We start from the raw sequence: 25,345 nt of genomic DNA on the forward strand, positions 1-25,345 counted from the left end.
GGTGTTTTTTTATTTATTTTTTCTTAAGGTGGCTAACTTGATTATAAAATTCGCCACTTATTTTGATTATTTTAGTTATTATTATTTTGGGTTACTTATTTAGAAGAGAAGCTGTTAAGAAACATCAAGTTAAAGTAAATTAAAAGCAATTTCACTGTTGAGGCGAGATTGCTTTTTTTGTAGGTTCGGTATCATAAATCACAGAAATAATCCTTTATTCAATAATAATATTGATCGTTAAATTGTTTATCGTTATAGTAAATAATGTAGCTTTTTATAAATCAAATATCTAAGGGGAAAGTAATTATCATGAGTACATTAGTCGAAATACCAATGCCATCTAGATTTAGAATTGGAGAATTATTTCAAAATAATAATTTTGTGGTGCCACTTTATCAAAGAAACTATGCTTGGCAAAATAGTGAAATCGTTGATTTTTGGGAAGATTTGTTGGATTTAGTTGAAGATAAACGAAATAGCCATTTTTTTGGTCAAATAGTAACTTATAAAAATGAATCCGGTAGTCAAGAAATTATCGATGGACAACAGCGCTTAACGACTAGTACTATTTTTATGTCAGCCATTCGAGATATTGCTGAAAAAATGTACAATGATAATTTCAAAGGTTCTCAAGATGAATCAAATTTGGAACTTGGTGATTCTTTACGTGATATCAAGCGTGAGGTAAATAAAACTATTCGTGGTATGAATGGTGAGGAATCATCCTTAATGGTTCAACAAAACTCTAAAAATAAAGAACAAAATGTCCAAACATTCTTCTTTGCTTTGACACATTCTGATATCAAGGTTCGCGACGAAAATACTAATTCTGAACCTAAAAAGAATATGCAACATGCATATAAGGATATTACTCAGTGGATCAATTCTTATTTGAAACAGTATAAGCAATTGAATGAAAGAATTGCTAAGTTGCAATTGATTTTTGAATCATTTTTCAGCAATTTTTATATAGTTATGATTTCTGCCCCTAGTAGAAAAGATGCTTTCACTATTTTTGAGACTTTGAATAGTCGTGGTAAAGATTTGATGGCATCCGATATTATTAAAAATCATTTGATGTCTTTAATGGGTGAAGATATTCAAGAAGGCAATGAAAAATGGAATAAACTAACTGAAAAACTAGATAATAACAGCAATCGTATCACTCGTTTTATCAGAACTTATTGGGCTTCGAAGAAGCGTATCGTACCTGAATCAAAACTATATCGTGAGGTTAGTGCAGAAGTAAATAGTCTCAATGAGGCACAAATTTTCTTGAATGATTTGGATAAATTAGTTGATCTATATACTGTTTTAGAATCACCTACTAGTCCTAAGGCGCATTATGATTTCTTTACTAATAAACAAGTGATTCAAGGTATCGATATTTTGAATCGTTTGAACGTTAAATTGTATTATCCAATTGTTATGGCGATGTATTACAACAATTATAGTCAGGATGGAATGTTGAAAGTAATTACGAAGATAACTTCAGTATTTATTCGTCATCGTACTATTATCAATGATGGAACAAATAAATTGGAAACTGGCTTTTCAGATATTGCCCGTAAGATCTGGAATTTAGAACTGAAGAATATTGAAGATATTAATTTAGAGCTCAATAAGAAACTTTTGCCATCTTCAGAAGCTACCAAGGCTAGTTTTACAGTATTGAAAAAGTCTGTTGGTCAACGTGGTGCAAAAAAGTGGACGTTGGTCTACCTCTTGTCAGAACTCTATGGAACCGAATATGGGGACTTCGAAAATGGCTATTACGATAGTGTCTTCAATGATGATGACTATCGTTTAGTTCAAATTAGTTTAGATCCAGAACTTGGTGATCATCGTGAGTTCATTGGTAATTGGATCTTGATTGAAAAAAGTTTAAGCAAAAATGATTTTAAAAATGAAGCTGAATTAGCAGATAAATTAGCTAAATCAAAACTTTTAGGAAATAAAAAACTTGCCCAAGTGTTGAACTCAAGCAAGTGGTCAAAAGAAAATATTATTAAACGCCAAAATAATTTTGCTGACGATGCAACAGTAATTTGGTAATCATAAGTCTGCGGAGAAATCCACAGGCTTTTTTTAATTTCAAATACTTGTCGAACTCACGATACGATGGAATTGATCAATGATCAAGAACTAGAATAAAATATTTTGGATATTAAAAAAGCCACCAAATAGGCAGCTTACTTATTGTAGATATTTTTTAGTCCGTTCAAGTCAGCTTCCGATAATTGAGAAACTCCTTGATCCACGGGATACATGACTGAATTGGTGTAAGAACTGTGAGCTAAACCTAAAGCGTGTCCCAATTCGTGCATCGCAACGGATTTTTTGACGGACAAGGTTGGGTAGGTCATATTTAATCCCGCCTGACTAGTATTAATAGCATAGTCATTTAATTGTAAAGCAGAGGGGCCACCGTTTCCCAGTTCAACTGAGCTCGACATAACATTTTCAATCTTCTTGTGATAAATAAAGAAGGTCACACTGTTTTGATCAGAGTCAGCCTGTCCAGGAAGCAATTTAACAATTCCGGTTTGGTTGTATTGATCAATCGCGTATTTAAAAACTTGTTGTGCTGATTCAGGAACATTTGATTTGAAGTGGTAATAATAAATGTTAGAAGTGGTCATTCCCTGAAGTGGTTCTTCAACGGGGGTAACAGCTTTGCCAACTTGTTTCTCAGTGGTAGTTTGTCTTTGTCCAGAAATCTTTTCATCAATATTAGCTTTAATTAAATAAACATATGGTTGTATTTGGTCGTTAGCAGACTTTAGTTCACTTTTGACCTGTGGAACGATTTGGGGATTGATTTGGACGACCGTAAAAATTCCAGCCAAAACAACTAACCAAGCAATCCATGAATTTTTCCTCATTGTTTCTCCTTAAAAATTGGTTCTGTGTCTTCTTATAATAGTTTTTTAACTATCAAAAGTCCACTATTAGCTTACTTATTATTCTGTAAAGAACTACGTTTGGGACTAGTCCAAGTACCCGAGCCAAATCCTAGAATCGTTTTAACGGCGGGAATGAAAGTCGTCACAACGGTAATTGGATTGACTATCCAGTAAAATAACATGTATAAAGGAGCGAAGAAGGCATATTTGAGTTTAGCACCATGGTGGTCGAGCAACAGAGCAGTGAATAATTGGAAACAACCAGCAATCAATTCAAAAGTAACAAAGATAAATGAAATTACAAAGGCGTGAAAGACTCGTTCAAAATCCCCATGAAGTAGCAGCCAAAGCATCGTTATGATGAATATAACGGAGGTAATAACGAAGAAGAATGACCAAATAATCGAAAGTGTTGAATCAATAAACATCGACATTTGATAGCGGCGTTTGATTGGATGAAAAAGAAATTTCTTCAAATTAGTCAACCAGACTTCTGTGCCACCTTGAGCCCAGCGTTTACGTTGTTTATATAATTGGGGAATTGACTCGGGAACGTTCATGTGAAAAACGATGTTAGGAGCAAATCTTGGTACCGCTCCAATCGTTTGGTGATCCCAAGCAATGCTGATATCTTCGGTTGCCCTGTCTTGGCGAAAGCCACCAACGTCAATCAAAAAATCTTTCTTATACAAAGTATTGGCACCACTGTAGGCGTACATTGAATCGTTGATAGAAGTTTGACTACGCTTGATCGTACCAACAATACTGGAAAATTCGACCGTTTGTGATTTACCAAGCATCGTACTACGATTTTGTACATCCATATTGGCAGTGACGGCAGAAGTGTTCATATCACGATTGTGAATAAAGAAGTTCATGTATTTCATCAGTGCATCCGGTTCAGGAATAGTATCGGCATCGTTACTTAGAATATATTCTCCTTTGGCAAAATGCATACCAATATTGAAGGCATGAGCCTTACCTTTATTTTTTACAATATTGATAACTCGCAATCTAGGGTAAGTCAGTTGCAAGCGTTCGAGAATTTCTTGAGTTTTGTCAGTTGAGCCGTCGTTGGTAACTAGAACCTCGAAATTGTAGTAATTTAAGTTATTGAATAGGTAGGTAATAGTTTCTTCTATGACCACTTCTTCATTATGAGCTGGTATCATAATAGTGATCATCGGTTGCTTATTAGGTGGAATTTCTTCCCAGTTGTCGTCGTATTTATTTTTCTTCAAGAAACGATAGCATAACGCACCACTGAACCAGAAAAATGAACCAATGATTGGATATAAGCAAAGAATCAACAAGCAAATATTGATGATTGTACCTAGAGTGGTAGAACTGGCAATGTGATCAATAAATATATTTTTCATAAAATCCCCTTAGTCGACGTCATCGAGATCTTTTTTAGCATAGAGTTTTTGGATTTGATGAGTTTCCAAATTTTGTTCCGGTTTAACTGTATAATTGTGGACATTTTCACGAAATTCTTTGGGACCAAAACGTTTATCGATAAAATCATCAATTGTCTTCTTACGTTCTTTTTGATTGATAGGATTAAAAGTTGGCCATTGTTCAACGATTCGATCACGCTTGCGATTTTGAATAATAGTCATACTGATAGCAAAAATTAGAGTCATGACCCAAGCAAAAATCAAAATAATGCCAATAAACTTGATTTCGTAAATTCCTTCATGGTAAGACCATAGATGGGGTACTCGTGAATCAAAACTAGCCCAAAAAGCCAGCACCGTTATAACGATTGGAATGATGACTGCTAACCAGCCAATGATTGCAATCAATATTTGGCGGATTTTTAATAGCCAATGACCAGATTCAAAAAACTTATCAGTATAAAGTTGTTGCTTATCCTTTTTCATTTTCTTCTTCCTGTTTAGATTTAATGGGATTTACCGGATGACCAAAGAGATATCCTTGACGAGTGGGGATGTTTAACTGTTCAGCTAGAGCTTCGTCCTTTTCGTTTTCGATGCCCATCAAAATCAAATTAATATCATATTCCTTGGAAATACGATTCCAAGATTGTAGATTGAGATCAAGCCAAATATTAGGATCATCTTTACGAAAACTCTTCATTGAACACTTGATATTGTCGACAAAAGGTAGCATCCATTCAATCGCTTTTAAGTTTGACATTTCAGATCCCACATTATCAATACTGAATTGCATATTGTATTTTCTAGCTTCACGAATACGCTTCTCAAATAGATGTTTCTTGTGAAACTTTTTGATGTTTCCTGGTGAAAACTCAATAGACAATTCCATCGGTTCGATTTTGGAAATTGCCCAACGAACGAAGTATTGAAAATCAGGACTAATGATTTGGTTGTACTCCAAATTGATCGATAAAACATAAGGTTCGGTTGGTAAAGCTTTGAAGGTTTCCTCTAATAAAAAGATCACTCTTTGTAGTGGTAAAGAATCTAGCTTTTTTGGCAAGGTCCAAGAGTCATCTGCTTGTTGTTGGCGCAGGAGACATTCGTAACCGACAGTTTTGTCACGGTAGTCAACTTGTCGTTGAATAAAATAACGTAAATGAAAATCTTTATTTTCCAGATAATTATTATTGGTTTTTCGAGAATTCCAATAAAAGATGGCTATCGTTATGCCAAAGAGGATAATTGTTGCGATGACTAGCCATATTAAGGTCAATTCAAATTCAGCAAAGCTCATTATATACACCCACACCTAGTTTTATAAATCTAATTATAACTCATGAATATAGTAAAAATTGTATTCATTTATCATGAAAAAATACTTAGAAATTCAACTAAGATAAATGATTAATGGTGGTAATTTAAAAAATAAACGAGCCGAGAATATAAAATCTAAAATTTGTTCGAATAAATATTGACGTAAAACATGTTTGAACATATAATGTAAGCGTAAACAAAGCAGTTATTTCAAAAAAGGGATGAACGTTATGGACAAGCAAGCACTGATTTCTATCACAGCACCAGCCAGTGGAAAACTTTTAACGCTATCAAAAGTACCCGATCCGGTTTTTTCGCAAGGATTGATGGGACAAGGTTTTGCAATTGAACCTAATTCTTCAGATATCGTTTCACCAGTGTCTGGAACTGTAACTTTGGTTTCAGATACTAAGCATGCCTTTGGTATCAGGACAAATGACGGAGCTGATATTTTAGTACATTTGGGCATTGATACCGTAGAATTGAAGGGCGCACCATTTGAGGTTTCAATCAAACAAGGTGATATCGTAACTAGTGGGCAACCAGTTGTGAAAATGAATCTAAAAATGATTCAGGATGCTGGTAAAAGTACCACAGTGATTTTAGCAATAACTAATAGTAATGAAATTTTAAATGATTTGATGCTTACAGAAGTAGTAGGTGTAAAATCTGGACAAATTGTTGCCGTAGCAAATGTTAAAGAAAACAATCAACAATCTACCACTAAGTCAGCTAACAAATATGAACAATTAGCAGCCGAAATTGTCAAAAATGTTGGTGGAGTGGAGAATATTGATAGTTTGATTCATTGTATTACTCGGTTACGTTTTTATTTGAAAGATGATAAAAAAGCTAATACTGCAATTATTGAAAATCTCGACGGTGTTATTACGGTAACTAAAGCAGGTGGACAATACCAAGTTGTTATTGGTCAAGCAGTTACCGATGTTTATGATGCCGTTATTAAACAAATTGGTCCAAGTTTTTCTAACGATACAGCTACTGCTGAAGCTGTGGCTCAAACAACTAAGGATGCTAAGAAAGTTCATGGAGTTTGGCCAAATATTAAGCTTGGCATAAGTAATTTTATTGGTGTCTTGACGGCTTCAATGATTCCAATTATCGGTATTTTAGCAGGTTCTGGTATTTTAAAGGGTCTTTTAGCAGCTTTGACAGGATTTAAAGTTTTATCAACTACTAGTGGCACTTATGTGATTTTAAATGCGGTTGGGGATGCGACATTTTATTTCTTACCAGTTGTTTTAGGATTTACGGCCGCTAAGAAATTAGGCTCTGATCCAATTGTGTTAGGAATTGTCGGTGGAATTTTGATTTACCCACAAATTGTTACTTTAGCTGGCAAAGCTAGTACTGCCAGTACCAATTTTTTAGGTGTACCGACAACGTTAGTATCATATGTCTCGTCAGTCTTCCCAATCATTGTGGCAGCTTGGTTGGGCAAATATGTTGAAAAGTTTTTGAAAAAAATAATTCCTACTTATTTAAGAAGTGTTTTCGTACCAATTTTAGAAGCTTTAATTTTGAGCTTGATTATCTTTATTGGCGTAGGACCAATCGTTACTGTTATTAGTAAGGGTTTGTCTGCTGGTTTAGTTTCAATTTACAACTTCAGTCCAGCACTTTCTGGTTTGATTCTAGGTGGACTTTATCAAACAATGGTTATTTTTGGACTTCACTGGGGATTGATTCCTATCGTTATCAACGACATCGCCACTAATGGTCACAGTTATATCAATTCGATTCTTTCCATAACGATGGTTGCTCAAGGTGGCGCTGTTCTAGCGGTCTTCTTGAAGACTAAAAATAAGAAATTGAAGGAAATGTCTTTAGCAGCAGCGGTTTCGGCCTTTTGTGGCGTTACGGAACCAGCACTTTATGGTGTTAACTTAAAATATAAACGAGTTTTCGTCGTTGCTAGTATTGCTAGTGCTATCGGTGGAGCTTTGACAGGGTTCTTGAGAGTTGATAATTATGCTTTGTCAGGTGCTTTGATTGGATTCCCAGCTTTCATCACGCCAGGAGTTGGTATCGGTAGCAATTTCTATGGCTATTTAATCTCACATTACGCAACTTTGGTAATTTCCGTTGTACTTGTCTACTTATTTGGCTATACTGATAAAATGTTGGCAAAAAGAAATGATCCAATGAACGTAGAAAACGTCAAGATAGCATAGTAAAGGAGATTATGAGATATGGAAGCAAAGAAATATAATCTTGAAGTCTCCGATCATGATTTTACCGTTAAGAGTTATTGGCTTGATCAAGTAGAAGATTTCAACCAAACAGTCGATTATCCAATTGTAATTATTTGTCCGGGTGGAGGTTTTACCTTTCATTCGGCTCGTGAAGAAGAACCAGTAGCGTTACGTTTCAATTCCTTTGGGATGCACGCTGTAGCCTTAGAGTACAAACTGATTGACAAAGAAACAGTCTACCCAACAGCGTTACAAGAATTAGCGAAAACGATTGATTGGATCAATAAGCAACCGGCTTCGCGACATATTGATAAAAAGCGTATCATCTTAGTCGGATTTTCCGCAGGTGGCAATTTGGTGGCGACTTATAACGGTATTGGCACGGATGAAAAGCTTCGTCGAAAATATCAAATCGACCACTTAACTGGCGAACATGCCGGAATCATCTTGGGTTATCCCGCAATTGATTTAACAGTCAAAGGTAGTTTTCCTAATGACGATAAGGTCTTGCATGAAATCAGTAATGATCCGACTTTTTGGAAAGCTCAAGATTTGTTGAATAAGAATTCTAAACCAGCCTTTGTTTGGCAGACGAGAACCGATGAATTAGTCAACGTTATCAATTCTTTGACTTATGTCGAAAGGATGACTCAACTAGGTTTGGAAGCTGAATATCATATGTTTGGTTCTGGTATTCATGGTCTAGTCTTTGGTACATATGTCACACAAAAACCAGGTAAAGATAAATATTTAAATGCTTGGACTTCTAAGTGGATTGAATTAGCTTTAAATTGGCTTCAAATGATGAAATTACTCGGATAAAAAAATCCCAATTCTCAAATTGATGAGAATTGGGATTTTTACTTAGTAATAAACAAATAAATGAGGTATCTTCTTATAGCCACGATAGCCCGTCCTTTTGACTAAGGCTCAGTGGTTCTTCTTCGGTACGACTATATAATAAGATGTGGGATGGGTCCCAGGTCAAGAGATTTTTTTAATTTTGTCCAATGTGTTCATCAATTGTGGCAGCAACTTGGTCATGAACGGTTACGCCTTGATCTTCAAGCTCTTTAATTTTGTTAGCAAATTGTGGCAAATATTTCTTATTAGCAATGAGCATTTCATCTAATAAGTCTTTAGCAGCTTGACCACTAGGAATCAATGGATTCATGATAAAGGCTTGTAAAGCTAGACCATAATCACCAGTTACTGCAGCTTCGTCGATAACTAGTTCCATATTCTTCATTAGTTGGATCCAGCCACGTTCGGCAGGTTGGAAGTGACCAAATGTCAATGGTAAGGCACCAGAAGCAGTGATGATTGAAGAGACTTCGACTGTATGATCAGATGGTAAGTCTGGTAAGGCACCACGATTCAAAGTAGAGACGACCATATGGGTTTTCTTGTCGCCATAAATTGAAGCGATGGCTTCACAAGCAGCGTCAGAATAATGAGCACCACCACGTTCAGCTAATTGTTTTGGTTTATGATCGAGATTTGGATCTTGGTAAAGGGTGAATAATTCATGTTCGATGCGCATAACTTCTTGTGCACGAGTCTTATTTTGGTTAAATTCTTCGAGACTGTGGTTGAGCATTTCTGTTTGACGATAGTAGTAACGATGGTAACCACAAGGAATCATTTTCATTTGGTTGAGTTGTTCGCGGAAGAATTTCACATCGAAGATATTCTTAGGTAGACCAGTTTCCGAACCATCGTACATTTTGTTGATAATATCCATCGTTACTTCTTTACCGGAGTTATCCCAGACTCTGTGCCAGTGGAAGTGATCGATTCCGGCAAATTTGTAAGTTAAGTCTTTTAATTCCTTACCAATTGTAGCTGGCTCATTCATCATAGCCATTACGGGAACGTTACAAAGACCGATGACTTTATCCCATTTGCCATATTGTTGGATAGCTTCGGTAATCATTCCACTAGGATTAGTAAAGTTGATCAACCAAGCATCTGGACAGAGTTCTTTCATATCCTTCACGATATCCAAAATTACAGGAACAGTTCGAAAGGCTTTGAAGATTCCTCCGGCACCATTAGTTTCTTGGCCTAATAAACCGTAACTACCAGGGATTCTTTCATCTTTGACACGGGCTTCTAGTAGTCCCACTCTAAATTGGGTCGAAACGAAATCGGCATCTTTCAAAGCTTCACGACGATCCAAGGTTAGATGAACTTCCCAATCAAGACCAGCAGCTTTGACCATTCTTTTAGCCATGTTACCGACAATATTGAGTTTCTTTTCACCATCAGGGATATCAACTAGCCAAATTTCTTTGATAGGCAATTGATCTTGACGTTTGATATAACCTTCGATTAACTCGGGAGTGTAGCTGGAACCTCCACCAATAGTGACCATTTTGAGTGCGTTACGTGACATGTTTTCTTCCTCCAATTGATATGAATTTTTCTACAATTAGAGCATACATTGTGGGATTAATCCCATAGCAAGCACTTTTTTTAATCGGCATCGATCCATTTAGGATTTTGCTTTTCGAAAGGTAATTGTTGATCATTTAATTGATTGTAAAGGTAAATAAAAGCATTATGTGCCTGATTTCTGAAGCACAGATCGATTGTTGGCATATTCATCAATTTAGCAATTTCACTGTTGTCACTACCAACGACAAAACAATCTTCTGGAATACGAATATTATGTTTTCGTAACGTCGTTATGAATTCGGCCGCCACAAAATCAGCAAAGAAAACCATAGCTTTGGGACGTTTTTTAGCATGAAGCCATTTATTAGCAGCGTCAGCACCAGCACCATGTTGTCCGTGATAAAAGATCTGATAATCTTGATTGCTGTCGGGATGTTTTAATTTGAAATCATCGATGGCTTTGACTCGAGCACGTGTATTGGCGTTACGTAAGCTGGATAAAACGTGACCAACATTCTTATATCCAAGTTTGTCCAGATGCTCTAAGACACTAGTGTAGACAGGGTAATGATCGATGTAATTAGAATAAATATGTTCATGTTCGACTCGTTGCCAAGTTGAAATAGGACCGAAGTCAGCATAAGAACTAATCGTATCCCAAGAATTGATTCTAGTTAAAATGAAGACCGCATCTAGAGCTCGAGTGGTTAACAAACTCAAAGTTTCCAGTTCGTTTTTTGCATTTTGAGTGAAATAGACGTTAACGTTATAACCATACTTGGCCGCAATTTTGGTAAAAGAGTTGATGAAATCTCCAACCAAAGGGAAGTAGTCACTGACTAAAAAGCCAATTGTTTTAGTATGCTTTTGTCGCAAATTTTTGGCTACTTGATTAGGGATGTAGTGTAATTCGTGCATGGCATTTAAAATTATTTTTCTCTTTTCTTCACTGACGTAGCCATTGCCACTAACAACGCGGGAAATAGTCGATTTTGAAATACCAGTTTTTTTGGCCAAATCATAAATAGTTGTCATTCAATAACTCCTTTCTAGTATTTTTGTTATTACTTAAATAATAATGGACTTTTTGAGTAAATTATACATTGAAAACGTTTACTCTGTCAGAGCGGTTGTTTTATTATTTCTCATTGTTATACTGATGTCGTTAACCATAAGGAAGGTGAATATTTATCGTTAATTGACAGCAGTAATATTTCGGTTATTCGAGAGAATAGCGTAGCAATGAATTCAAATGAAATCAAAGCGAAGGGAAATATTACTCATGAAGTCCAAAAGGATTCTCGGATCCGTCTTTTTAACCATTGCTTCAATTATTTGGGGAGCAATGTTCGTAGTTGTAAAAATTATTGTCGATGAGGTACATCCAATTCAACTAGTTTGGTTGGAGTACTTAATCGCCTTAGTATTCTTGATTGCTTATTCAATCATGAAGAAAGAGAAATGGCATATCAATTGGTCTGATTTAAAATTAATTTTTTGGATTGGGATAATTGGAAATACGATTTCTCTAGTTGCCCAAGAAATGGGTACCGGGTTGTCTAATGCCCAAACTGGTTCAGTCATCACATCAACTATTCCGGCATTTATGATCATCTTCGGTTGGTTGATACTGAAAGAAAAATTAGACAAAGTTAAGATTTTCTCCGTCGTCATCGCTATCTTAGGGGTAGTTATGATTGTCGGATTAAAGATGTCCGGAACAAATGTTATCTTAGGAGTTTTACTTCTAGTTCTCGACTCAATCGCTTGGGCCTTGATGTCTATCTTGGTCAAGAAAGTAAAGACATACAGTTCTTTACAAATTACTATTATGTCAACTGTAGTAGCGGTAGTTGCTTTGACACCATTTATTTTGAGTGATATGTCATCACTTACAAGTATTAATTTCTTAGATCCAAAGGTAATCTGGAGTTTGCTTTACATTGGTGCAGTTTCAACAGCCGTGGCCTATGTAATGTGGAACCGTGGATTACAAATCGTTAGTGCCGGTTCATCTGGTTTGTTCTACTTGATTCAACCGATCGTTGGTTCATTCTTAGGTTGGTTATTGCTCGGTGAACAAATTTCAGTTGGCTTTGTTATCGGTTCAGCAATGATTTTAGCTAGTGTCTGGATATCAGTTAAATATGACGGCTCTTCTAATGAAGAAACGCAATTGGCTAGTGCCGGCAACAGCATTTAAAAATTAAATATAAAATATTGGGCAAATCCATGTGGGTTTGTCTTTTTTAGTGCGTAATTTATTTTTAAAAGCGTTAGGAAAGGACAAACTCATGCCACCATTAACAAAATTGATCTTAATTTTATTGCAAATTTCTTACGTTGGACCGATTACCGTTTTGAACTTTTTGGCAACCGGGGTTGATCCGACAACAGTACTTAGTAACAAGGGGAAAACTTTTCCAAAACATATTCCTACCCAATTGTGGGACGAGTACGCGACAAAAGCTCAACAGCAGTGGGATTTAGTTCAAGAATTAGGAATAACTATGATTAACTACCAAGACACAGCTTATCCACAACGTCTATTAAATTTAGATAGTTTCCCACCCATAATTTACGTCAAAGGTAACCAGGGATTGTTAAATCAATCAAAATTAACTGCTGTTATCGGAACTAGGAAACCACAGGCGACTACTATCAAGCAAGGACAGAGATTGACTAAGTATTTAGTATCAAGAAATCATGTTATTGTGGCCGGCTTGGCGTTGGGATGTGACACAATTGCCCACAAGACTTGTTTACAAAATCAAGGTCAGACGATTGCTGTTCTGGCACACGGTTTAGCTCAAAAAGTTTATCCATCAGAAAATACTGAATTAGCTCAAGAGATCATTCAAAATGGCGGATTGTTATTAACAACTTATCCACCGATGACTAAAGTAGCTCCGTTTCGATTAGCTGAAAGAGATCAGTGGCAGAGTGGTTTGAGTGATAAAGTCATCGTCTTAGAAACTAATGAAAACAGTGGGACAAATATCACTATTAAACATGCTTTAAAGCAAAAACGAGAAGTGATAATACTTAAAAATCAAATAAATAATTAAATTTACAAAATGTCTTATAACTGTAATATTGAAAGTGAACTATTGCCAAAATAAAATGCTATAATCTGATTCTAGTAAAGGTTTCCTTGAGGATATTTAAAGAAATTCCCACTGAGATTTGCGAGAGGAATCCAGTGAAAAAAGGAAAATAGCATTATGAATAATAAGTTAGTTGGTTCAATTCTACTTAGTGTAGCAGCCTGTATCTGGGGTGGAACTTTCGTCGCGGTCAAAGTCATCGTTGGCCAAATTCATCCACTACAATTAGTTTGGTTACGCTACGCTGTGGCAATAGTCTTTTTAATTGGTTTTTCAATCATCAAAAAAGAAAAGTGGAATTTTCATGTAAAGGACTTGAAGTGGTTCATTCCCATCGGACTGACTGGCTATGCAGTTTCTCTAGTGGCACAGGAGACTGGAACTTGGTTTTCTAGCGCTCAAACTGGTGCAGTCGTAACTTCTTCAACGCCGACATTTATGGTAATTTTTGCTTGGTTACTATTAAAAGAGAAGTTAACTAAAGTCAAAATCATGTCACTGATCATGGCAACTTTAGGTGTAATTATGATTGTTGGCATTCACTTGAGTGGTAAACATATTTTAACTGGAGTATTTTTCTTGATCGTGTCGGCGTTAACTTGGTCGTTAATGTCGGTCATGATTCAAAAACTCCCTAATTATTCAGCACTTCAAATCACAATTATTTCGGCTTCAATAGCCTTATTGTGTTTGACACCGTTCGTTGTTAACGATGTGGCTGACTTCACTTCAATCAATTTCTTCAATCCTAAAGTTATGCTCTGCTTGTTTTATGTGGGAGCTATCTCAACGGCAGCGGCTTTTGTGATGTGGAATAAAGGTTTAACAATGGTCAGCACTAGTGTCTCAGGGTTGTTTTATCTATTGCAGCCAATTGTTGGAACGTTGTTAGGTTGGCTGTTACTAGGCGAAGGCATAACGATTGGTTTTGTTATTGGATCGGTTTTGATTTTGGGTAGTGTTTTTGTGTCGATTAGATTTGCAGAGTGATTGATAATTTTTTTAAATGAAAATGTATTATAATTTTAAAATTACAGTTGCTTAAAATAAAAGAAGGAGTTATTCTCTAGGAAACGAAGGATTACATTTTTAAGTTGATAAAATAAGTGATATTCTAATTTTAGAATGTTGATATATCAGTTTTTTCTTAGTGTATTCCCTATATACATAGGGATGATTCTGATACAGTTCATGATGTCATGAAATCCAGTTCGTGTTCCCCATATACATGGGGATGATTTGAATCTAGATTCAATAGTTCAAAAATAAAAACGAGATGATAACTCCAATTATTGGAATTTGTCATCTCGTTTTTTGCTATTTACTTAGGACTTTTGTCCCAAACTAATTTTATATCATTCAGCGTTATGAATTTCTCCTAAGATATCCCAATCAGAGAAATCATAGTTCATAAAATCTTTGTTATGAATTGGCAAGTGTTGTTCCAAAGTATCGAACTGCTGAATCTCAACTCTACCAGTAGCACCACCAAATCCTAAAACGTGGCCACCAAAGTCATGCGCATCGGATAAGAAATGGTGATGGAAACCGCCGACTGCAACACCATCAAAGATTTGAGGAGAGTAGTAGCTCAAGAGTGTTCCTTCAACTGATTCACGTAAGAAGATACTTTGATCCTCGGCCGTCTTTCCCAAAGTAGCGTAAGGTTTATGAGATTTTTTAACTGCGCGAGTTTTGATATTAGTGAAAGTACCGTGGACTTTAATGGAATAAAAAGTGTTTGCGCTCGTCATAGCACCGATATTTTTGTCCAATTCAGCTTGTGATAATTCTTCGATATCAGTTAAACGTTTGTATTCGGCAAAGTGGCTGTTAGCAAATGGTAAAGTAAAATCATCATCGACAACATTGATATTGCCATTGTGGTCAACTTGATAGGGAACACCGTCCAGAATAATCAATTCGCCATCAAGTCCTTCACCAGTACCAATACCAGTGTCACCATGTTCGAGTAGTTCTTTCATTGTGATAGTACCATCTAAAAGCCCTGGAACTAACAAAGCTAATGTACCGTGTTGATATAGTGTGTGTTTTTTTGACATAATAGTACCTCGTATTTTTAATTCAAGACGTCGTCAACCAACTTGGAAGCTAGTTTGATGTTATCGGAGTAATCTACTGGGATGTGTAAGACAACGGGACCCTCTGTAGCGAAAGCTTTAGCTAACATTGGTTCGAGATCCTCAGTTCTTTGAACACGCATACCAGTAGCACCGAAGCTTTCAGCGTATTTGACGAAATCAACTGGTCCTAATTTAACTCCAGAATCGTGACCATATTTGGCAATCTCTTGGAAACGGACCATATCATAATAGCCATCGTCCCAAACTAGTTGCACGATGTTGAGATGCAAACGAACCGCTGTCTCGAGTTCTTGTCCTGAGAAGAGAAAACCACCATCACCAGCAACGGAAACAATAGGTTGTTCGGGACGTTCCAAAGCAGCCGCAATAGCCCAAGGAAGAGCGACTCCAAGTGTTTGCATACCGTTACTGAATAATAGATGTCTTGGCTTGTAGCTTCTGAAATGACGTGCCATCCAAATGTACAAACTACCAACATCAACCGTGACAGTCGTATCGTCATCAACTTGATTTTGCAAAGCGTGGATAATAGCTAGAGGGTGGATACCATTTTTGTCGGAGTGATTTTCAGGAATAGCGTCTTTTTTAGTAAATTTCTCTTGTTGGTCAGCTAGATGTTGATGCATCTTTTCACCCAAATCAATATCATCGGGCAATTGTTCACTGATTTCGTCCAAAGTCTTAGCAATATCAGCTTGGACAACTAAGTCGGGTTGATAATCATTAGTGATTTCTGGTGCAATGCTATCGAGGTTAATGATTTCACCGGTGCGGCCAACGTTCCAATTACGAGCTTCATATTCGATAGGATCGTAACCAACAGCGATGATCAAATCACTTTCCTTCAAAATGGTGTCACCGATTTGATTTCTGAACAGACCAACACGTCCGTAGTAGTTCTTTTCAAGGTCACGGGAAATAACACCAGCGCCTTGGAAAGTTTCAACGACGGGAATTGAGAACTTATGTAAGAATTTATGAATCTTATGAGTTACTTCATTAGTAGAAGAACGCATACCGGCTAAAATTACTGGCAATTTAGCGTTTTTGATTTTATCAATAATTTCATTAACAGTATCTTGGTCAGCTCCACCTTGTTCAACGGGGGAAAGGCTCTTGATAGTATTGCGAGTCACGTCGTCGTTTAGAACATCTTGAGGGATGGACATGAAAGTAGCTCCAGTTTTGGGTGCAGCAGCTGTTTGGTAAGCGTTTGCAAAAGACTCCGAAAGATTGTTGGCATCTTGTACTTCGACACTATCCTTAGTAGCTGCGGATAAAAGCTCTTTACTTGAGATGCTTTGGTGCGTTAATCTAGCAATATCGTTTCGTGGAACCTGACCACCTAAGGCAACTACAGGATCTCCTTCAGCAGTCGCCGTGATCAAGCCCGTAGCTAAGTTAGAAACACCAGGTCCAGAAGTGGTAGCGACAACGCCAGGTTTACCAGTCAAACGTCCGATACCTGCGGCCATGAAAGCTGCGTTCTGTTCGTGACGAGTGATGATTAATTTAGGAGTTTGGGGATTATCGTTGTGTTCGAGATTCTCGAATAGTTGATCAATCTTGGCCCCAGGCAATCCAAAAATATATTTAACGTTTTGGTTGATCATACTTTGGATCAAAGCTTGAGCACCATTAGGTTGTTTTGTCATTATATCTAGCCTCTTTTTCTAATTTCTATTATCATTATAGATAAAAATTAAAGCATTGGTGTTGATTTGTCAACACAGAAAACTTTTCAATGGAGTGAAAGCAAATGAAAAACATTGGATATTTAGCACAAGATATTTCTATCTTACACAGACAATATTACAAGGATACGAGGGAAAAATTCAACCAAATCAACTTAAATCCGACAGCTGCCTGTATTTTATTAGCCGTCAGCGATTATGAAAATATCAGTCAGAATCAAGTTGCCAGATCTTTAGTTATCGACAAAGGTTTGGCCACTAGAGAAATCAACAAAATGGAAAAGCTCAACTACTTAACTAAATCGAATGGAGCAGGGAAGACGAAGATTTTGAATTTGACTGAAACTGGTGAAAAAGTCGTTGATACTGTCCAACATATCCGCAGTCAATGGTGGGAAGACCGCTTTGCTAAATCCGGCATCACTCCAGACAGTCCACTAGTTTCTTCCATTGAAGCGGTTGTTTCTACTATTATTGATCCAATAGAATAAATAAAACTAAAAAAAGAGCGTTTGACAACGCGTGATTGTAAAAATCATGTGTCTTCAAACGCTCTTTTCCATTTCGGTAACTTTTTGAACTCGAATCATCTTGGTAATGTTCTTGGGTAAAATTTGTTTAATATTATTGCGTAAATTTAAAACTATCATTGAATGATCGTAGTCATTGATATTTAAAACTTTAATCTGATCACCCAATTTAATATCGATATTTTCAAGAATTTGGAATAGGTAATTATCTTCAGTAAAATTGATGATTTTCCAAGCTTTATCAGAAATAACTTGTTTAGATAATAAAGAAGAGTCAGAAAATTCCGGAATGGGACAATTGATGGGAATAACATTTCCATGTGGGCAAGTCTTGGGATAATCTAGGTAAATATTTAAGCGGTCAATGACTAATGGGTCGGGATTTTCGCACAATTGGCTAGCTTTTTCATAAACCTGACCCAAAGGAATGTTCAGCTTGTCTAACAACCAGATTTCTAAGAGGCTGTGTTGTTGAATTAATGGGATAACTGAATTTAAGCCCTTCTTAGTTAACTTTGTTCCATAGTATTTAGTATATTTAACCAAGCCTAACTTTGATAAATGTTGCGTACGATCAGAGATTGAAGCCTTACTAACGTTAGCTTTGACAGCGAGATCGATGTTGTTAACATTTTGGAAACTGCCACCTAATTCGAATATTAATCGTAAAAAATTTAAATCATTCAAAATTCGTTCACCACTTTTTTTAATTTGGGATGTTACAAATGATTCGGAAAAAAATAACAATATAACTTTATTTAAATATTTGATTGTCAGCTAACAATAAATTAGTAAAAACTCGCGAATACATACCAATCAACAGTTCAGAAGTGATCCAGCTGTGTGCTTGATACTTCTGATAGTTGATATCGGTTTGGTTTTGAATTTGAGTTGGATATTTCATATTAACCCCCTATAAACATTTACTATAACAAATAGTTAGCTAATCCTAATAATATTATTACGATTTTCGAAGAAAAGTCCTAACTATACTATATGTATATAGATTTTTAATTAAAACAATATAAAATTACTATAAATCCTATCCCGAACGACTTTAATATAACATAATTGTTTTGAACAAAATAGTTAAGTGGGGGGTAAATTTTTATTTATATACCTCATAATAATCTCTAAAACCATTGGAACTGTAAGTAGTAAACGTTTTCTGAAATAATCGAAAAATATTACATTTTAGATATTTTTTATTAGGTAACCTTAAAAAATAGTTTACAACGAATTAAATTGGGGTAGAATGGATTTTGGAAAGACGAGCAGGACTGCTTGTTTTAAGAAAATGTATTGGAGGACAAACCAATGTCGAATCAAAACAACACTTTTGAACGTGTTTTGGTTGGTGTCGATGATTCACCCGATGCCCAATTAGCATTTAGATATGCGATGCACCGTTGTATCAAGGACGGTTCAACGTTGATCATTACTTCCATTTTGGAAGATAGTGATATGAATGTTTACCAAGCACTCACGAAAGACTACGTTCACGGTGAACGTAAAGAGTTAGAAGAGCACATGCAGGAATATCGCCAAGTTGCTTTGGATGCCGGAGTTAAAAAAGTTGAACTCATGGTAGCCGAAGGAGATCCTGGTGAAACAATCGTTAAAGATGTTATTCCTTCATGTGACGCAGATCTTTTAGTTATAGGGTCACTTTCCAAAAAGGGGATCAAGAAGTACTTCGGTTCACAAGCTGCTTACATGGCAAAACATGCACCGATCTCAGTAATGATCATTCGCTAAAAAATTTATAAAGAAATCATAATAAGGGGAGATTAATCATGGCTGAAAAGCATAAATTAATCGAATACGCAAACGGTCCTTCTCTACAAGAGATTAACGGAACCGTCGATGTACCAAGGGACAAAGGCTTTTTCAAAACTTTGTTCGCATACTCAGGTCCAGGAGCACTAGTTGCCGTTGGATACATGGATCCAGGTAACTGGTCAACATCAATTACCGGTGGTCAAAATTTCCAATACCTATTAATGTCAGTTATTCTAATGTCTAGTTTAATTGCCATGTTACTGCAATATATGGCTGCTAAACTAGGAATTGTGAGTAAGATGGATCTAGCGCAAGCCATTCGTGCTAGAACTAGTAGATCACTGGGAGTCGTTTTATGGATTCTAACCGAGTTAGCCATTATGGCGACTGATATTGCCGAAGTTATCGGTGGTGCCATCGCTTTGTACTTACTATTTAATATTCCACTAGTAATTGCCGTATTTATCACTGTTGGTGATGTTTTGGTATTACTATTATTGACAAAGATTGGTTTCAGAAAGATCGAAGCTATCGTTGTATGTTTAATTCTTGTTATTTTATTCGTTTTCGTTTATCAAGTTGCTCTATCAAATCCTGATTGGGGTGGCGTATTCGGTGGCTTGATCCCAACTGGTAAGACTTTCTCAACAAGTCCATCAATCGGTGGTCAAACACCATTAACAGGTGCTCTAGGTATCATTGGTGCTACTGTTATGCCTCACAACTTGTACCTACACTCAGCTATTTCACAAACTAGAAAAGTTAACCACGCTGATGAAAAATCAGTTGCTCAAAATGTTCGTTTCTCAGCTTGGGATTCAAATATTCAATTAACAGCAGCTTTCTTCGTTAATGCTTTACTACTTATCATGGGTGTTGCCGTATTTAAGAGTGGTGCCGTTAAAGATCCATCATTCTTCGGTTTGTACCAAGCTCTATCAGATACATCAACTTTGAGTAATGGTGTTTTGATTGCCGTCGCTAAGTCAGGTGTACTTTCAACATTGTTCGCTGTTGCTTTGCTTGCTTCAGGTCAAAACTCAACTATCACTGGTACTTTGACTGGACAAGTTATCATGGAAGGTTTCGTTCACATGAGAATGCCTCTATGGTTACGTCGTTTGGTTACACGTTTGATCTCAGTTATCCCTGTTCTTATCTGTGTTATGTTAACAAGTGGTAAGAGTGCAATTGATGAGCACGAAGCCTTGAACACATTGATGAACAATTCACAAGTCTTCTTGGCTTTCGCACTTCCATTCTCAATGTTGCCACTACTATTAATGACAGATAGTGCTACAGAAATGGGTAACAAATTCAAGAATGCTCCTTGGATCAAAGGATTCGGTTGGTTATCAGTTATCGCTTTGACATTCTTGAACCTTTACGGTCTACCAGGTCAAATCCAAGCCTTCTATGGAGATAACCCAACAGGTGCACAAACAATGCAAGCTAATATCATTGCTTACGTATTGATCGCTGCTGTTCTTGCACTATTGATTTGGACAATTATCGACATGCACAAAGGTAATGAAAGACTTAAGAACGTTTTGGCAAAAGAAGATGTTACATCAACTTATGAACATCTAGCTAAGATGTCAGCTTCAGCTGGTTCAGAAGAAGAATTCGATAAAGAAGCTACTGCTGAAAGAAATTCAGAACAAAGATAAAAAATTGTAAACAAAAAGACGACTTTTGAATGAAGTCGTCTTTTTTTATATCAAAATCCCATCGCAGTGGTCGATTTCATGTTGAATAATCTGAGCCACGAAATCACTGAATTCTTGGGTATGAGTTTGGAAATTGCTATCCAAATATTTAACTTTTATCCTATTATAACGACTAGTCTTGCGTTGTCCAACTAATGAAAGACAACCTTCTTCAGTCTCATATTTGCCAGATTTACTAATAATAGTTGGATTGATCATGGCAACGTTCATCATGCCCATGGAAAAGACGATGATACGCTTGTTGACGCCAATCATGTTAGCTGCCATGCCGACGCAATCTTTAGAGTTCGCTTTTAGAGTATCTAGTAAGTCAGTCACCACGTTTTGGTCAGCTTTAGTTGCTAGTTCAGCTTTTTGAGCTAGAAAAGTCGTATCGTGGTTAATTGATTTTATCATTTGTGTGCCTCTGTCTCGTTTGATTGTTTTTAGTATAAAGGTTGAAAGTATGAAAACAGACTTCAATCATCAATGTTATTGAAGTAACGTGTAAATTTCTATACTATACTAGTACTAGTTACTGAGTTATCCAACACATACAACATAGATATGGAGTGCTTAACCAATGGAAAATACTAAAAAGAGATTAGTTGATAAGAGCGTTGAGGCCTTTATCATGGGGATAGAAATTTATAATAAACCCACTATTAAGTATAGAATAGAAGGATTCAGCTTTTTTTATTTGTAATGCCTGGGAATTGATGTTAAAAGCAGAACTATTAAATAGAGGTAAGAGCATCTATTTTAAAGATATGCCTGAAAGAACACTAAGCTTAGGTGAAGTTATTAAAAAAATATATTCGGATAAGAACACCCGTATTAGATTAAATCTGGAAAAAATAATTGAATTAAGAAATACGAGTACACACTTTATAACTGAAGATTATGAAGTGAAATATGCACCGTTATTTCAAGCTTGCACTATTAATTTTGTAAATGAAATTCAAAAATTTCATGACGTTGATATAACTAAATACATACCACAAAACTTTCTTACGATCTCAGCAAGGTATGAACCACTATCCAATGAAGAAATAAAGCTTAAATATCCTGCGGAAATTGCCGAAAGATTAATTAAGCAGACCAATGAAATAGATGTTTTGAGTAAGGAATATAACTCTGACAAATTCTCCATAAATATTAAACAACAATTATTTATAACTAAGAAAAAATCAGATGCCGATTTCACAGTTAAAGTTGACAAAACTTCCAACAATAAAGTTGCCTTCATCAAAGAACTAAAAGATCCATCCGATACTCATAAATACTCATACAATAGTGTGATTACTGCTGTTAACGAGCGTCTAAATAAGCAAAACCTGAAACTAAACTATACTTCTGGATTTAATCAATATGTACTTAATCTGATTATAGACTTTTATGATATTAAACGAATACCCAAATTTTCATATGAACATATTATTGGCAAGCAGCATAGTTTTACATATTCTCAACAATTTATAGATTTTATTATGAATGAAATAAAAAAAGATCCTAAGAATTTTGTTGAAAGTCTAAAAAAGGCCAAATAAAAAAGATAACCTCAGGCACATAGGAATTCTCAGTACATTAAGTACCTACCCCATTATGGGACCCAGCGTTATTCCTTCACAAGTTATCTTAAGTACATAAAATATAACAATATTTTCATTATTTGTAAACAAAGCATGTATTGCGCTTTTTGTCAAGAAAATATGATGAGTTGTGTGTCATAGACCTCAGGCAATAAGACCAATTTTGGTACTTTCAACCTTATTAGTATAATGGAAATAACTAGGATTGCACAGGAGGGGAAGTATGAATTTATTATTTGCGATTGACGACAACGTGACGCAACAATTAATGACGACTTTGTACTCAATCAAACAAAATTCTACTATTGATAAATATTCAGTTTACGTGATTCAAGATAAGAAATTACGGGAAACTGACAGGATCAAGCAATTTTGCCAAAAGCTCGGGATGCACTACCATCCAGTCATTATCAAAGACGACCAATTTGACCAGGCACCAACGACTGACCGCTATCCGAAGACAATCTATTATCGTTTGTTGGCTTACAAGTACCTGCCCAAAAATATCAAAAAAATTCTCTATTTGGATATCGATATTTTGGTGATCAATGACTTGAAGCCACTGTATAACTTGGACTTAAAAGATTATTGGTATGCGGCCGCTAGCCACGTTTCTTTGGATGTGACTGATAACTTGAATAAATTAAGACTAGGAAATTATGAAACAGAAAGTTACTACAATTCAGGCATCATGTTGATGGATTTAGTAGCTATTCGAAAAAATGTCAAAGCTCAGGACATTTTTGATTACATTAATAAAAAAGGCCGGACACTACTTTTGCCTGACCAAGATGTCCTCAACGGTTTGTATGGACAAAATATTATGATGATACCAGATGAAATTTACAATTACGATGCTAGAATGAATCCACTGTATTTTGCCAAGAGTAATGGTGAGTGGGATATCGACTGGGTAATCGATCATACGGTAATCTTGCATTTCTGCGGTCGGGATAAACCTTGGAAACCAGATTACAAAGAACGCTATTCCGGATTATATAAGCATTATCAACACAAAGCTGAATCGATTTAGATTCGGCTTTTTTTACACTATGTCAATATCATTGTGATATCACTTTGATATTAGAGTGATATAATAAAGATATGGCAGATAAAATGATAGCATTGCGATTAGATAAGGATTTGTATGAACGGATCACGGAAGATGCTAACCGTGAAAATCGCAGTGTGAACAACTATATTGTTACCAAACTTAGTGAAGCAGTACCAACTAACAACCTCGAACAGCGCCAAATAGTGGGATCAGTCGTTGGGGGCGACAAGATCAATATGGCAAACGACTTGATCGAGGTCAAAGGTATTTACTATCGCTATGATTTGTTGGCAAATGATTCCGTTAATAGCAAGAAGAGTTATCAAGTTATCAAAGCAAATGGCAATATTTTAACAATTCAAGAACTGAAATCAGAAAAGTAGGCGAAAATATATGTTTGGGTTAAAAGTAGTCCGTCAAAATCATGTTGGTTTGGTGGAAACATTAGGGAAGTACAGTCGAGAAGTCAGAGCAGGATTGAATTTTTACATTCCTATCTTTCAAAAGGTCAGAATCGTCGATTTGGCAATGATTCCGTTGGCTTTGCAAGGTTATTCAGTTATTACCAAAGATAATGCTGAAGTGCAGACTAATGTAACTTTGAACTATCATGTGACTGATGCTAGAAAATTCGAATATGAGAATAGTAATTCAGTTGAGTCGATGATCCAATTAGTCCGTGGTCACTTGCGTGATATCATCGGTAAAATCGACTTGAACGAAGCTCTAGGTTCCACTTCAAAGATCAACGCTGACTTGGCTAATGCGATTGGAGATTTGACCAACACCTATGGAATCAAAGTCGACCGTGTCAATATCGATGAGTTGAAGCCTTCTGCATCCATTACTGAATCAATGGAGAAACAAATCAGAGCTGATCGTGAAAAGACCGCTGCAATCGCCAAAGCTAACGGTGAAGCTAGGAGTATTGAAATCGAAACCAAAGCTAAAAACGATGCCACAGTTTCGACTGCTAAAGCTGAAGCTGCTGCCACGATCGCTAGAGCCGATGCCAAAGCTTATGAGATTAAGAAATTGAATGATATGTTGGCTTCGGTCGATAATAAGTACTTCACAGCGCAACAAATCCAAGCCTTTTCCGAATTGGCTAAGTCACCAACCAATACTGTCGTGATGAGTAAAGATGAGATTGGTAAGTATTCTGATATTCCTGTGACAGCACAAGTTATGAATCAGATGGCTAATGATAAGTAATAGTTATTGCAAAAGAAATTGGTAGGAATTAATATATAACCATAGGATCAAGTCTAGGTAGCTCACGGGCCCTAGGCTATTTTTTTGAGCCAAAGGTGGGTTATCGAAATGTCAGATAATAATATAAAAGTAAGAAAATTGGGGGAATCGAAATTTTTTCCTATTCCCGAATCAATAAAGTTACAAGCTGATTCTTACAGCGTTTATCAAAATGAAGAAGGGATGATTATCTATGTCCCGAAGAAAAACAATCCCTTTAAAAATGGCAGATTGCAAGAAATAACCGAACACTTTTTAAAACTTAATATTTTCCAT

General features: G+C 36.1%; 24 protein-coding genes and 1 pseudogene. 14 read left to right on the forward strand and 11 right to left on the reverse strand.

From position 1 onward, the window contains the following. Nucleotides 1-309: 309 nt before the first annotated feature. A complete protein-coding gene (locus tag FC88_RS07380; RefSeq protein WP_057814301.1) occupies nucleotides 310-2,055 on the forward strand; it encodes a DUF262 domain-containing protein in 1,746 nt (581 codons plus the stop codon). Between the two features lie 137 nt (nucleotides 2,056-2,192). On the opposite strand, the gene FC88_RS12890 is transcribed toward FC88_RS07380, so the two are convergent. The 4 genes from FC88_RS12890 to FC88_RS07400 form a co-directional block, all read right to left on the reverse strand. After that, nucleotides 2,193-2,885, reverse strand: coding sequence for a M57 family metalloprotease (locus tag FC88_RS12890; RefSeq protein WP_149029795.1), 693 nt, complete (start codon nucleotides 2,883-2,885; stop codon nucleotides 2,193-2,195). Nucleotides 2,886-2,956: 71 nt separating this feature from the next. Beyond that, nucleotides 2,957-4,285, reverse strand: a complete 1,329-nt coding sequence (locus FC88_RS07390; RefSeq protein WP_057814302.1) for a glycosyltransferase family 2 protein — start codon at nucleotides 4,283-4,285, stop codon at nucleotides 2,957-2,959. Between the two features lie 9 nt (nucleotides 4,286-4,294). Beyond that, nucleotides 4,295-4,792: a hypothetical protein gene (locus tag FC88_RS07395; RefSeq protein ID WP_057814303.1), complete on the reverse strand. Its 498-nt coding sequence runs from the start codon at nucleotides 4,790-4,792 to the stop codon at nucleotides 4,295-4,297. Beyond that, entirely contained in the window at nucleotides 4,779-5,606 is an 828-nt protein-coding gene (locus FC88_RS07400; protein ID WP_057814304.1) for an EAL domain-containing protein, read from the reverse strand. Before FC88_RS07400 ends, FC88_RS07395 begins: the two co-directional genes overlap by 14 nt. A 250-nt stretch (nucleotides 5,607-5,856) precedes the next feature. Here FC88_RS07400 and FC88_RS07405 point away from each other — a divergent pair, with 250 nt between their 5' ends. Further along, the gene (locus FC88_RS07405; RefSeq protein WP_057814305.1) at nucleotides 5,857-7,821 is read left to right on the forward strand and encodes a PTS sugar transporter subunit IIABC; all 1,965 of its coding nucleotides are present in this window, start codon (nucleotides 5,857-5,859) and stop codon (nucleotides 7,819-7,821) included. A gap of 18 nt (nucleotides 7,822-7,839) precedes the next feature. Next, nucleotides 7,840-8,664 carry an alpha/beta hydrolase gene (locus tag FC88_RS07410; RefSeq protein WP_057814306.1) on the forward strand — a complete coding sequence of 275 codons (825 nt, stop codon included), beginning with the start codon at nucleotides 7,840-7,842 and terminating at the stop codon, nucleotides 8,662-8,664. Nucleotides 8,665-8,839: 175 nt separating this feature from the next. Here FC88_RS07410 and FC88_RS07415 read toward each other — a convergent pair whose 3' ends face one another. Together FC88_RS07415 and FC88_RS07420 are read right to left on the reverse strand one after the other, a co-directional pair. Continuing rightward, the gene (locus FC88_RS07415; protein WP_057814307.1) at nucleotides 8,840-10,240 is read right to left on the reverse strand and encodes a 6-phospho-beta-glucosidase; all 1,401 of its coding nucleotides are present in this window, start codon (nucleotides 10,238-10,240) and stop codon (nucleotides 8,840-8,842) included. A gap of 80 nt (nucleotides 10,241-10,320) precedes the next feature. Further along, nucleotides 10,321-11,277 (reverse strand): LacI family DNA-binding transcriptional regulator, encoded by a 957-nt coding sequence (locus FC88_RS07420; RefSeq protein ID WP_057814308.1) that lies wholly within the window; start codon nucleotides 11,275-11,277, stop codon nucleotides 10,321-10,323. Between the two features lie 247 nt (nucleotides 11,278-11,524). On the opposite strand from FC88_RS07420, the gene FC88_RS07425 reads away from it, so the two are divergent. The 3 genes from FC88_RS07425 to FC88_RS07435 all read left to right on the forward strand — a co-directional run bounded on the left by FC88_RS07425 (nucleotide 11,525) and on the right by FC88_RS07435 (nucleotide 14,339). Further along, nucleotides 11,525-12,445 carry a DMT family transporter gene (locus FC88_RS07425; RefSeq protein WP_057814310.1) on the forward strand — a complete coding sequence of 307 codons (921 nt, stop codon included), beginning with the start codon at nucleotides 11,525-11,527 and terminating at the stop codon, nucleotides 12,443-12,445. A 91-nt stretch (nucleotides 12,446-12,536) separates the two neighbouring features. After that, nucleotides 12,537-13,310, forward strand: a complete 774-nt coding sequence (locus tag FC88_RS07430; RefSeq protein WP_057814311.1) for a DNA-processing protein DprA — start codon at nucleotides 12,537-12,539, stop codon at nucleotides 13,308-13,310. 156 nt (nucleotides 13,311-13,466) lie between these two features. Beyond that, complete coding sequence (locus FC88_RS07435) at nucleotides 13,467-14,339, forward strand: DMT family transporter (RefSeq protein WP_057814312.1); 873 nt, start codon at nucleotides 13,467-13,469, stop codon at nucleotides 14,337-14,339. Nucleotides 14,340-14,704: 365 nt separating this feature from the next. Here FC88_RS07435 and budA read toward each other — a convergent pair whose 3' ends face one another. Together budA and alsS are read right to left on the reverse strand one after the other, a co-directional pair. Then, on the reverse strand, nucleotides 14,705-15,412 hold the full coding sequence (gene budA / locus FC88_RS07440) for an acetolactate decarboxylase (protein WP_057814313.1): 708 nt from the start codon (nucleotides 15,410-15,412) through the stop codon (nucleotides 14,705-14,707). A 17-nt stretch (nucleotides 15,413-15,429) separates the two neighbouring features. Beyond that, nucleotides 15,430-17,109 carry an acetolactate synthase AlsS gene (gene alsS, locus FC88_RS07445; protein ID WP_057814314.1) on the reverse strand — a complete coding sequence of 560 codons (1,680 nt, stop codon included), beginning with the start codon at nucleotides 17,107-17,109 and terminating at the stop codon, nucleotides 15,430-15,432. A 104-nt stretch (nucleotides 17,110-17,213) separates the two neighbouring features. Between alsS and FC88_RS07450 the strand changes: the two genes are divergently transcribed. Then, nucleotides 17,214-17,639 (forward strand): MarR family winged helix-turn-helix transcriptional regulator, encoded by a 426-nt coding sequence (locus tag FC88_RS07450; RefSeq protein ID WP_057814315.1) that lies wholly within the window; start codon nucleotides 17,214-17,216, stop codon nucleotides 17,637-17,639. Nucleotides 17,640-17,693: 54 nt separating this feature from the next. Here the strand turns inward: FC88_RS07450 and FC88_RS07455 are convergent, their stop codons facing one another. Both FC88_RS07455 and FC88_RS12895 read right to left on the reverse strand, forming a co-directional pair. Further along, complete coding sequence (locus FC88_RS07455; protein WP_057814316.1) at nucleotides 17,694-18,365, reverse strand: metal-dependent transcriptional regulator; 672 nt, start codon at nucleotides 18,363-18,365, stop codon at nucleotides 17,694-17,696. A gap of 67 nt (nucleotides 18,366-18,432) precedes the next feature. After that, entirely contained in the window at nucleotides 18,433-18,582 is a 150-nt protein-coding gene (locus FC88_RS12895; protein ID WP_157060451.1) for a hypothetical protein, read from the reverse strand. 413 nt (nucleotides 18,583-18,995) lie between these two features. Here FC88_RS12895 and FC88_RS07460 point away from each other — a divergent pair, with 413 nt between their 5' ends. Further along, nucleotides 18,996-19,436 carry a universal stress protein gene (locus FC88_RS07460; RefSeq protein WP_149029796.1) on the forward strand — a complete coding sequence of 147 codons (441 nt, stop codon included), beginning with the start codon at nucleotides 18,996-18,998 and terminating at the stop codon, nucleotides 19,434-19,436. Between the two features lie 38 nt (nucleotides 19,437-19,474). Then, the gene (locus FC88_RS07465) at nucleotides 19,475-21,130 is read left to right on the forward strand and encodes an Nramp family divalent metal transporter (protein WP_057814319.1); all 1,656 of its coding nucleotides are present in this window, start codon (nucleotides 19,475-19,477) and stop codon (nucleotides 21,128-21,130) included. 45 nt (nucleotides 21,131-21,175) lie between these two features. Here the strand turns inward: FC88_RS07465 and FC88_RS07470 are convergent, their stop codons facing one another. Further along, complete coding sequence (locus FC88_RS07470; protein WP_057814320.1) at nucleotides 21,176-21,586, reverse strand: peptide deformylase; 411 nt, start codon at nucleotides 21,584-21,586, stop codon at nucleotides 21,176-21,178. A 166-nt stretch (nucleotides 21,587-21,752) separates the two neighbouring features. Here FC88_RS07470 and FC88_RS07475 point away from each other — a divergent pair. The 5 genes and pseudogenes from FC88_RS07475 to FC88_RS07495 form a co-directional block, all read left to right on the forward strand. Next, nucleotides 21,753-22,719 (forward strand): annotated as a pseudogene (locus FC88_RS07475) (DUF3644 domain-containing protein). Between the two features lie 265 nt (nucleotides 22,720-22,984). Continuing rightward, entirely contained in the window at nucleotides 22,985-23,794 is an 810-nt protein-coding gene (locus FC88_RS07480; protein ID WP_057814321.1) for a glycosyltransferase family 8 protein, read from the forward strand. A 71-nt stretch (nucleotides 23,795-23,865) separates the two neighbouring features. After that, nucleotides 23,866-24,198: a HicB domain-containing protein gene (locus FC88_RS07485; protein ID WP_010020902.1), complete on the forward strand. Its 333-nt coding sequence runs from the start codon at nucleotides 23,866-23,868 to the stop codon at nucleotides 24,196-24,198. Between the two features lie 10 nt (nucleotides 24,199-24,208). Beyond that, the gene (locus FC88_RS07490; protein ID WP_057814322.1) at nucleotides 24,209-25,030 is read left to right on the forward strand and encodes an SPFH domain-containing protein; all 822 of its coding nucleotides are present in this window, start codon (nucleotides 24,209-24,211) and stop codon (nucleotides 25,028-25,030) included. A gap of 108 nt (nucleotides 25,031-25,138) precedes the next feature. Continuing rightward, nucleotides 25,139-25,345: hypothetical protein (locus FC88_RS07495; RefSeq protein WP_057814324.1), on the forward strand; the 207-nt coding region annotated here is incomplete at its 3' end.

This window comes from Companilactobacillus futsaii JCM 17355 (assembly GCF_001435505.1).
Classification (GTDB): Bacteria; Bacillota; Bacilli; order Lactobacillales; family Lactobacillaceae; genus Companilactobacillus; species Companilactobacillus futsaii.

Excerpts from the sequence above, each read along its gene's own strand:
- FC88_RS07410 (WP_057814306.1), top strand. The coding sequence starts at position 7,840 with ATGGAAGCAAAGAAATATAATCTTGAAGTCTCCGATCATGATTTTACC.
- FC88_RS07390 (WP_057814302.1), bottom strand. The coding sequence starts at position 4,285 with ATGAAAAATATATTTATTGATCACATTGCCAGTTCTACCACTCTAGGT.
- alsS (WP_057814314.1), bottom strand. The coding sequence starts at position 17,109 with ATGACAAAACAACCTAATGGTGCTCAAGCTTTGATCCAAAGTATGATC.
- FC88_RS12890 (WP_149029795.1), bottom strand. The coding sequence starts at position 2,885 with ATGAGGAAAAATTCATGGATTGCTTGGTTAGTTGTTTTGGCTGGAATT.
- FC88_RS07450 (WP_057814315.1), top strand. The coding sequence starts at position 17,214 with ATGAAAAACATTGGATATTTAGCACAAGATATTTCTATCTTACACAGA.
- FC88_RS07380 (WP_057814301.1), top strand. The coding sequence starts at position 310 with ATGAGTACATTAGTCGAAATACCAATGCCATCTAGATTTAGAATTGGA.
- FC88_RS07485 (WP_010020902.1), top strand. The coding sequence starts at position 23,866 with ATGGCAGATAAAATGATAGCATTGCGATTAGATAAGGATTTGTATGAA.
- FC88_RS07420 (WP_057814308.1), bottom strand. The coding sequence starts at position 11,277 with ATGACAACTATTTATGATTTGGCCAAAAAAACTGGTATTTCAAAATCG.
- FC88_RS07425 (WP_057814310.1), top strand. The coding sequence starts at position 11,525 with ATGAAGTCCAAAAGGATTCTCGGATCCGTCTTTTTAACCATTGCTTCA.
- budA (WP_057814313.1), bottom strand. The coding sequence starts at position 15,412 with ATGTCAAAAAAACACACACTATATCAACACGGTACATTAGCTTTGTTA.
- FC88_RS07400 (WP_057814304.1), bottom strand. The coding sequence starts at position 5,606 with ATGAGCTTTGCTGAATTTGAATTGACCTTAATATGGCTAGTCATCGCA.
- FC88_RS12895 (WP_157060451.1), bottom strand. The coding sequence starts at position 18,582 with ATGAAATATCCAACTCAAATTCAAAACCAAACCGATATCAACTATCAG.
- FC88_RS07460 (WP_149029796.1), top strand. The coding sequence starts at position 18,996 with ATGTCGAATCAAAACAACACTTTTGAACGTGTTTTGGTTGGTGTCGAT.
- FC88_RS07435 (WP_057814312.1), top strand. The coding sequence starts at position 13,467 with ATGAATAATAAGTTAGTTGGTTCAATTCTACTTAGTGTAGCAGCCTGT.
- FC88_RS07415 (WP_057814307.1), bottom strand. The coding sequence starts at position 10,240 with ATGTCACGTAACGCACTCAAAATGGTCACTATTGGTGGAGGTTCCAGC.
- FC88_RS07395 (WP_057814303.1), bottom strand. The coding sequence starts at position 4,792 with ATGAAAAAGGATAAGCAACAACTTTATACTGATAAGTTTTTTGAATCT.
- FC88_RS07405 (WP_057814305.1), top strand. The coding sequence starts at position 5,857 with ATGGACAAGCAAGCACTGATTTCTATCACAGCACCAGCCAGTGGAAAA.
- FC88_RS07430 (WP_057814311.1), top strand. The coding sequence starts at position 12,537 with ATGCCACCATTAACAAAATTGATCTTAATTTTATTGCAAATTTCTTAC.
- FC88_RS07470 (WP_057814320.1), bottom strand. The coding sequence starts at position 21,586 with ATGATAAAATCAATTAACCACGATACGACTTTTCTAGCTCAAAAAGCT.
- FC88_RS07480 (WP_057814321.1), top strand. The coding sequence starts at position 22,985 with ATGAATTTATTATTTGCGATTGACGACAACGTGACGCAACAATTAATG.
- FC88_RS07465 (WP_057814319.1), top strand. The coding sequence starts at position 19,475 with ATGGCTGAAAAGCATAAATTAATCGAATACGCAAACGGTCCTTCTCTA.
- FC88_RS07490 (WP_057814322.1), top strand. The coding sequence starts at position 24,209 with ATGTTTGGGTTAAAAGTAGTCCGTCAAAATCATGTTGGTTTGGTGGAA.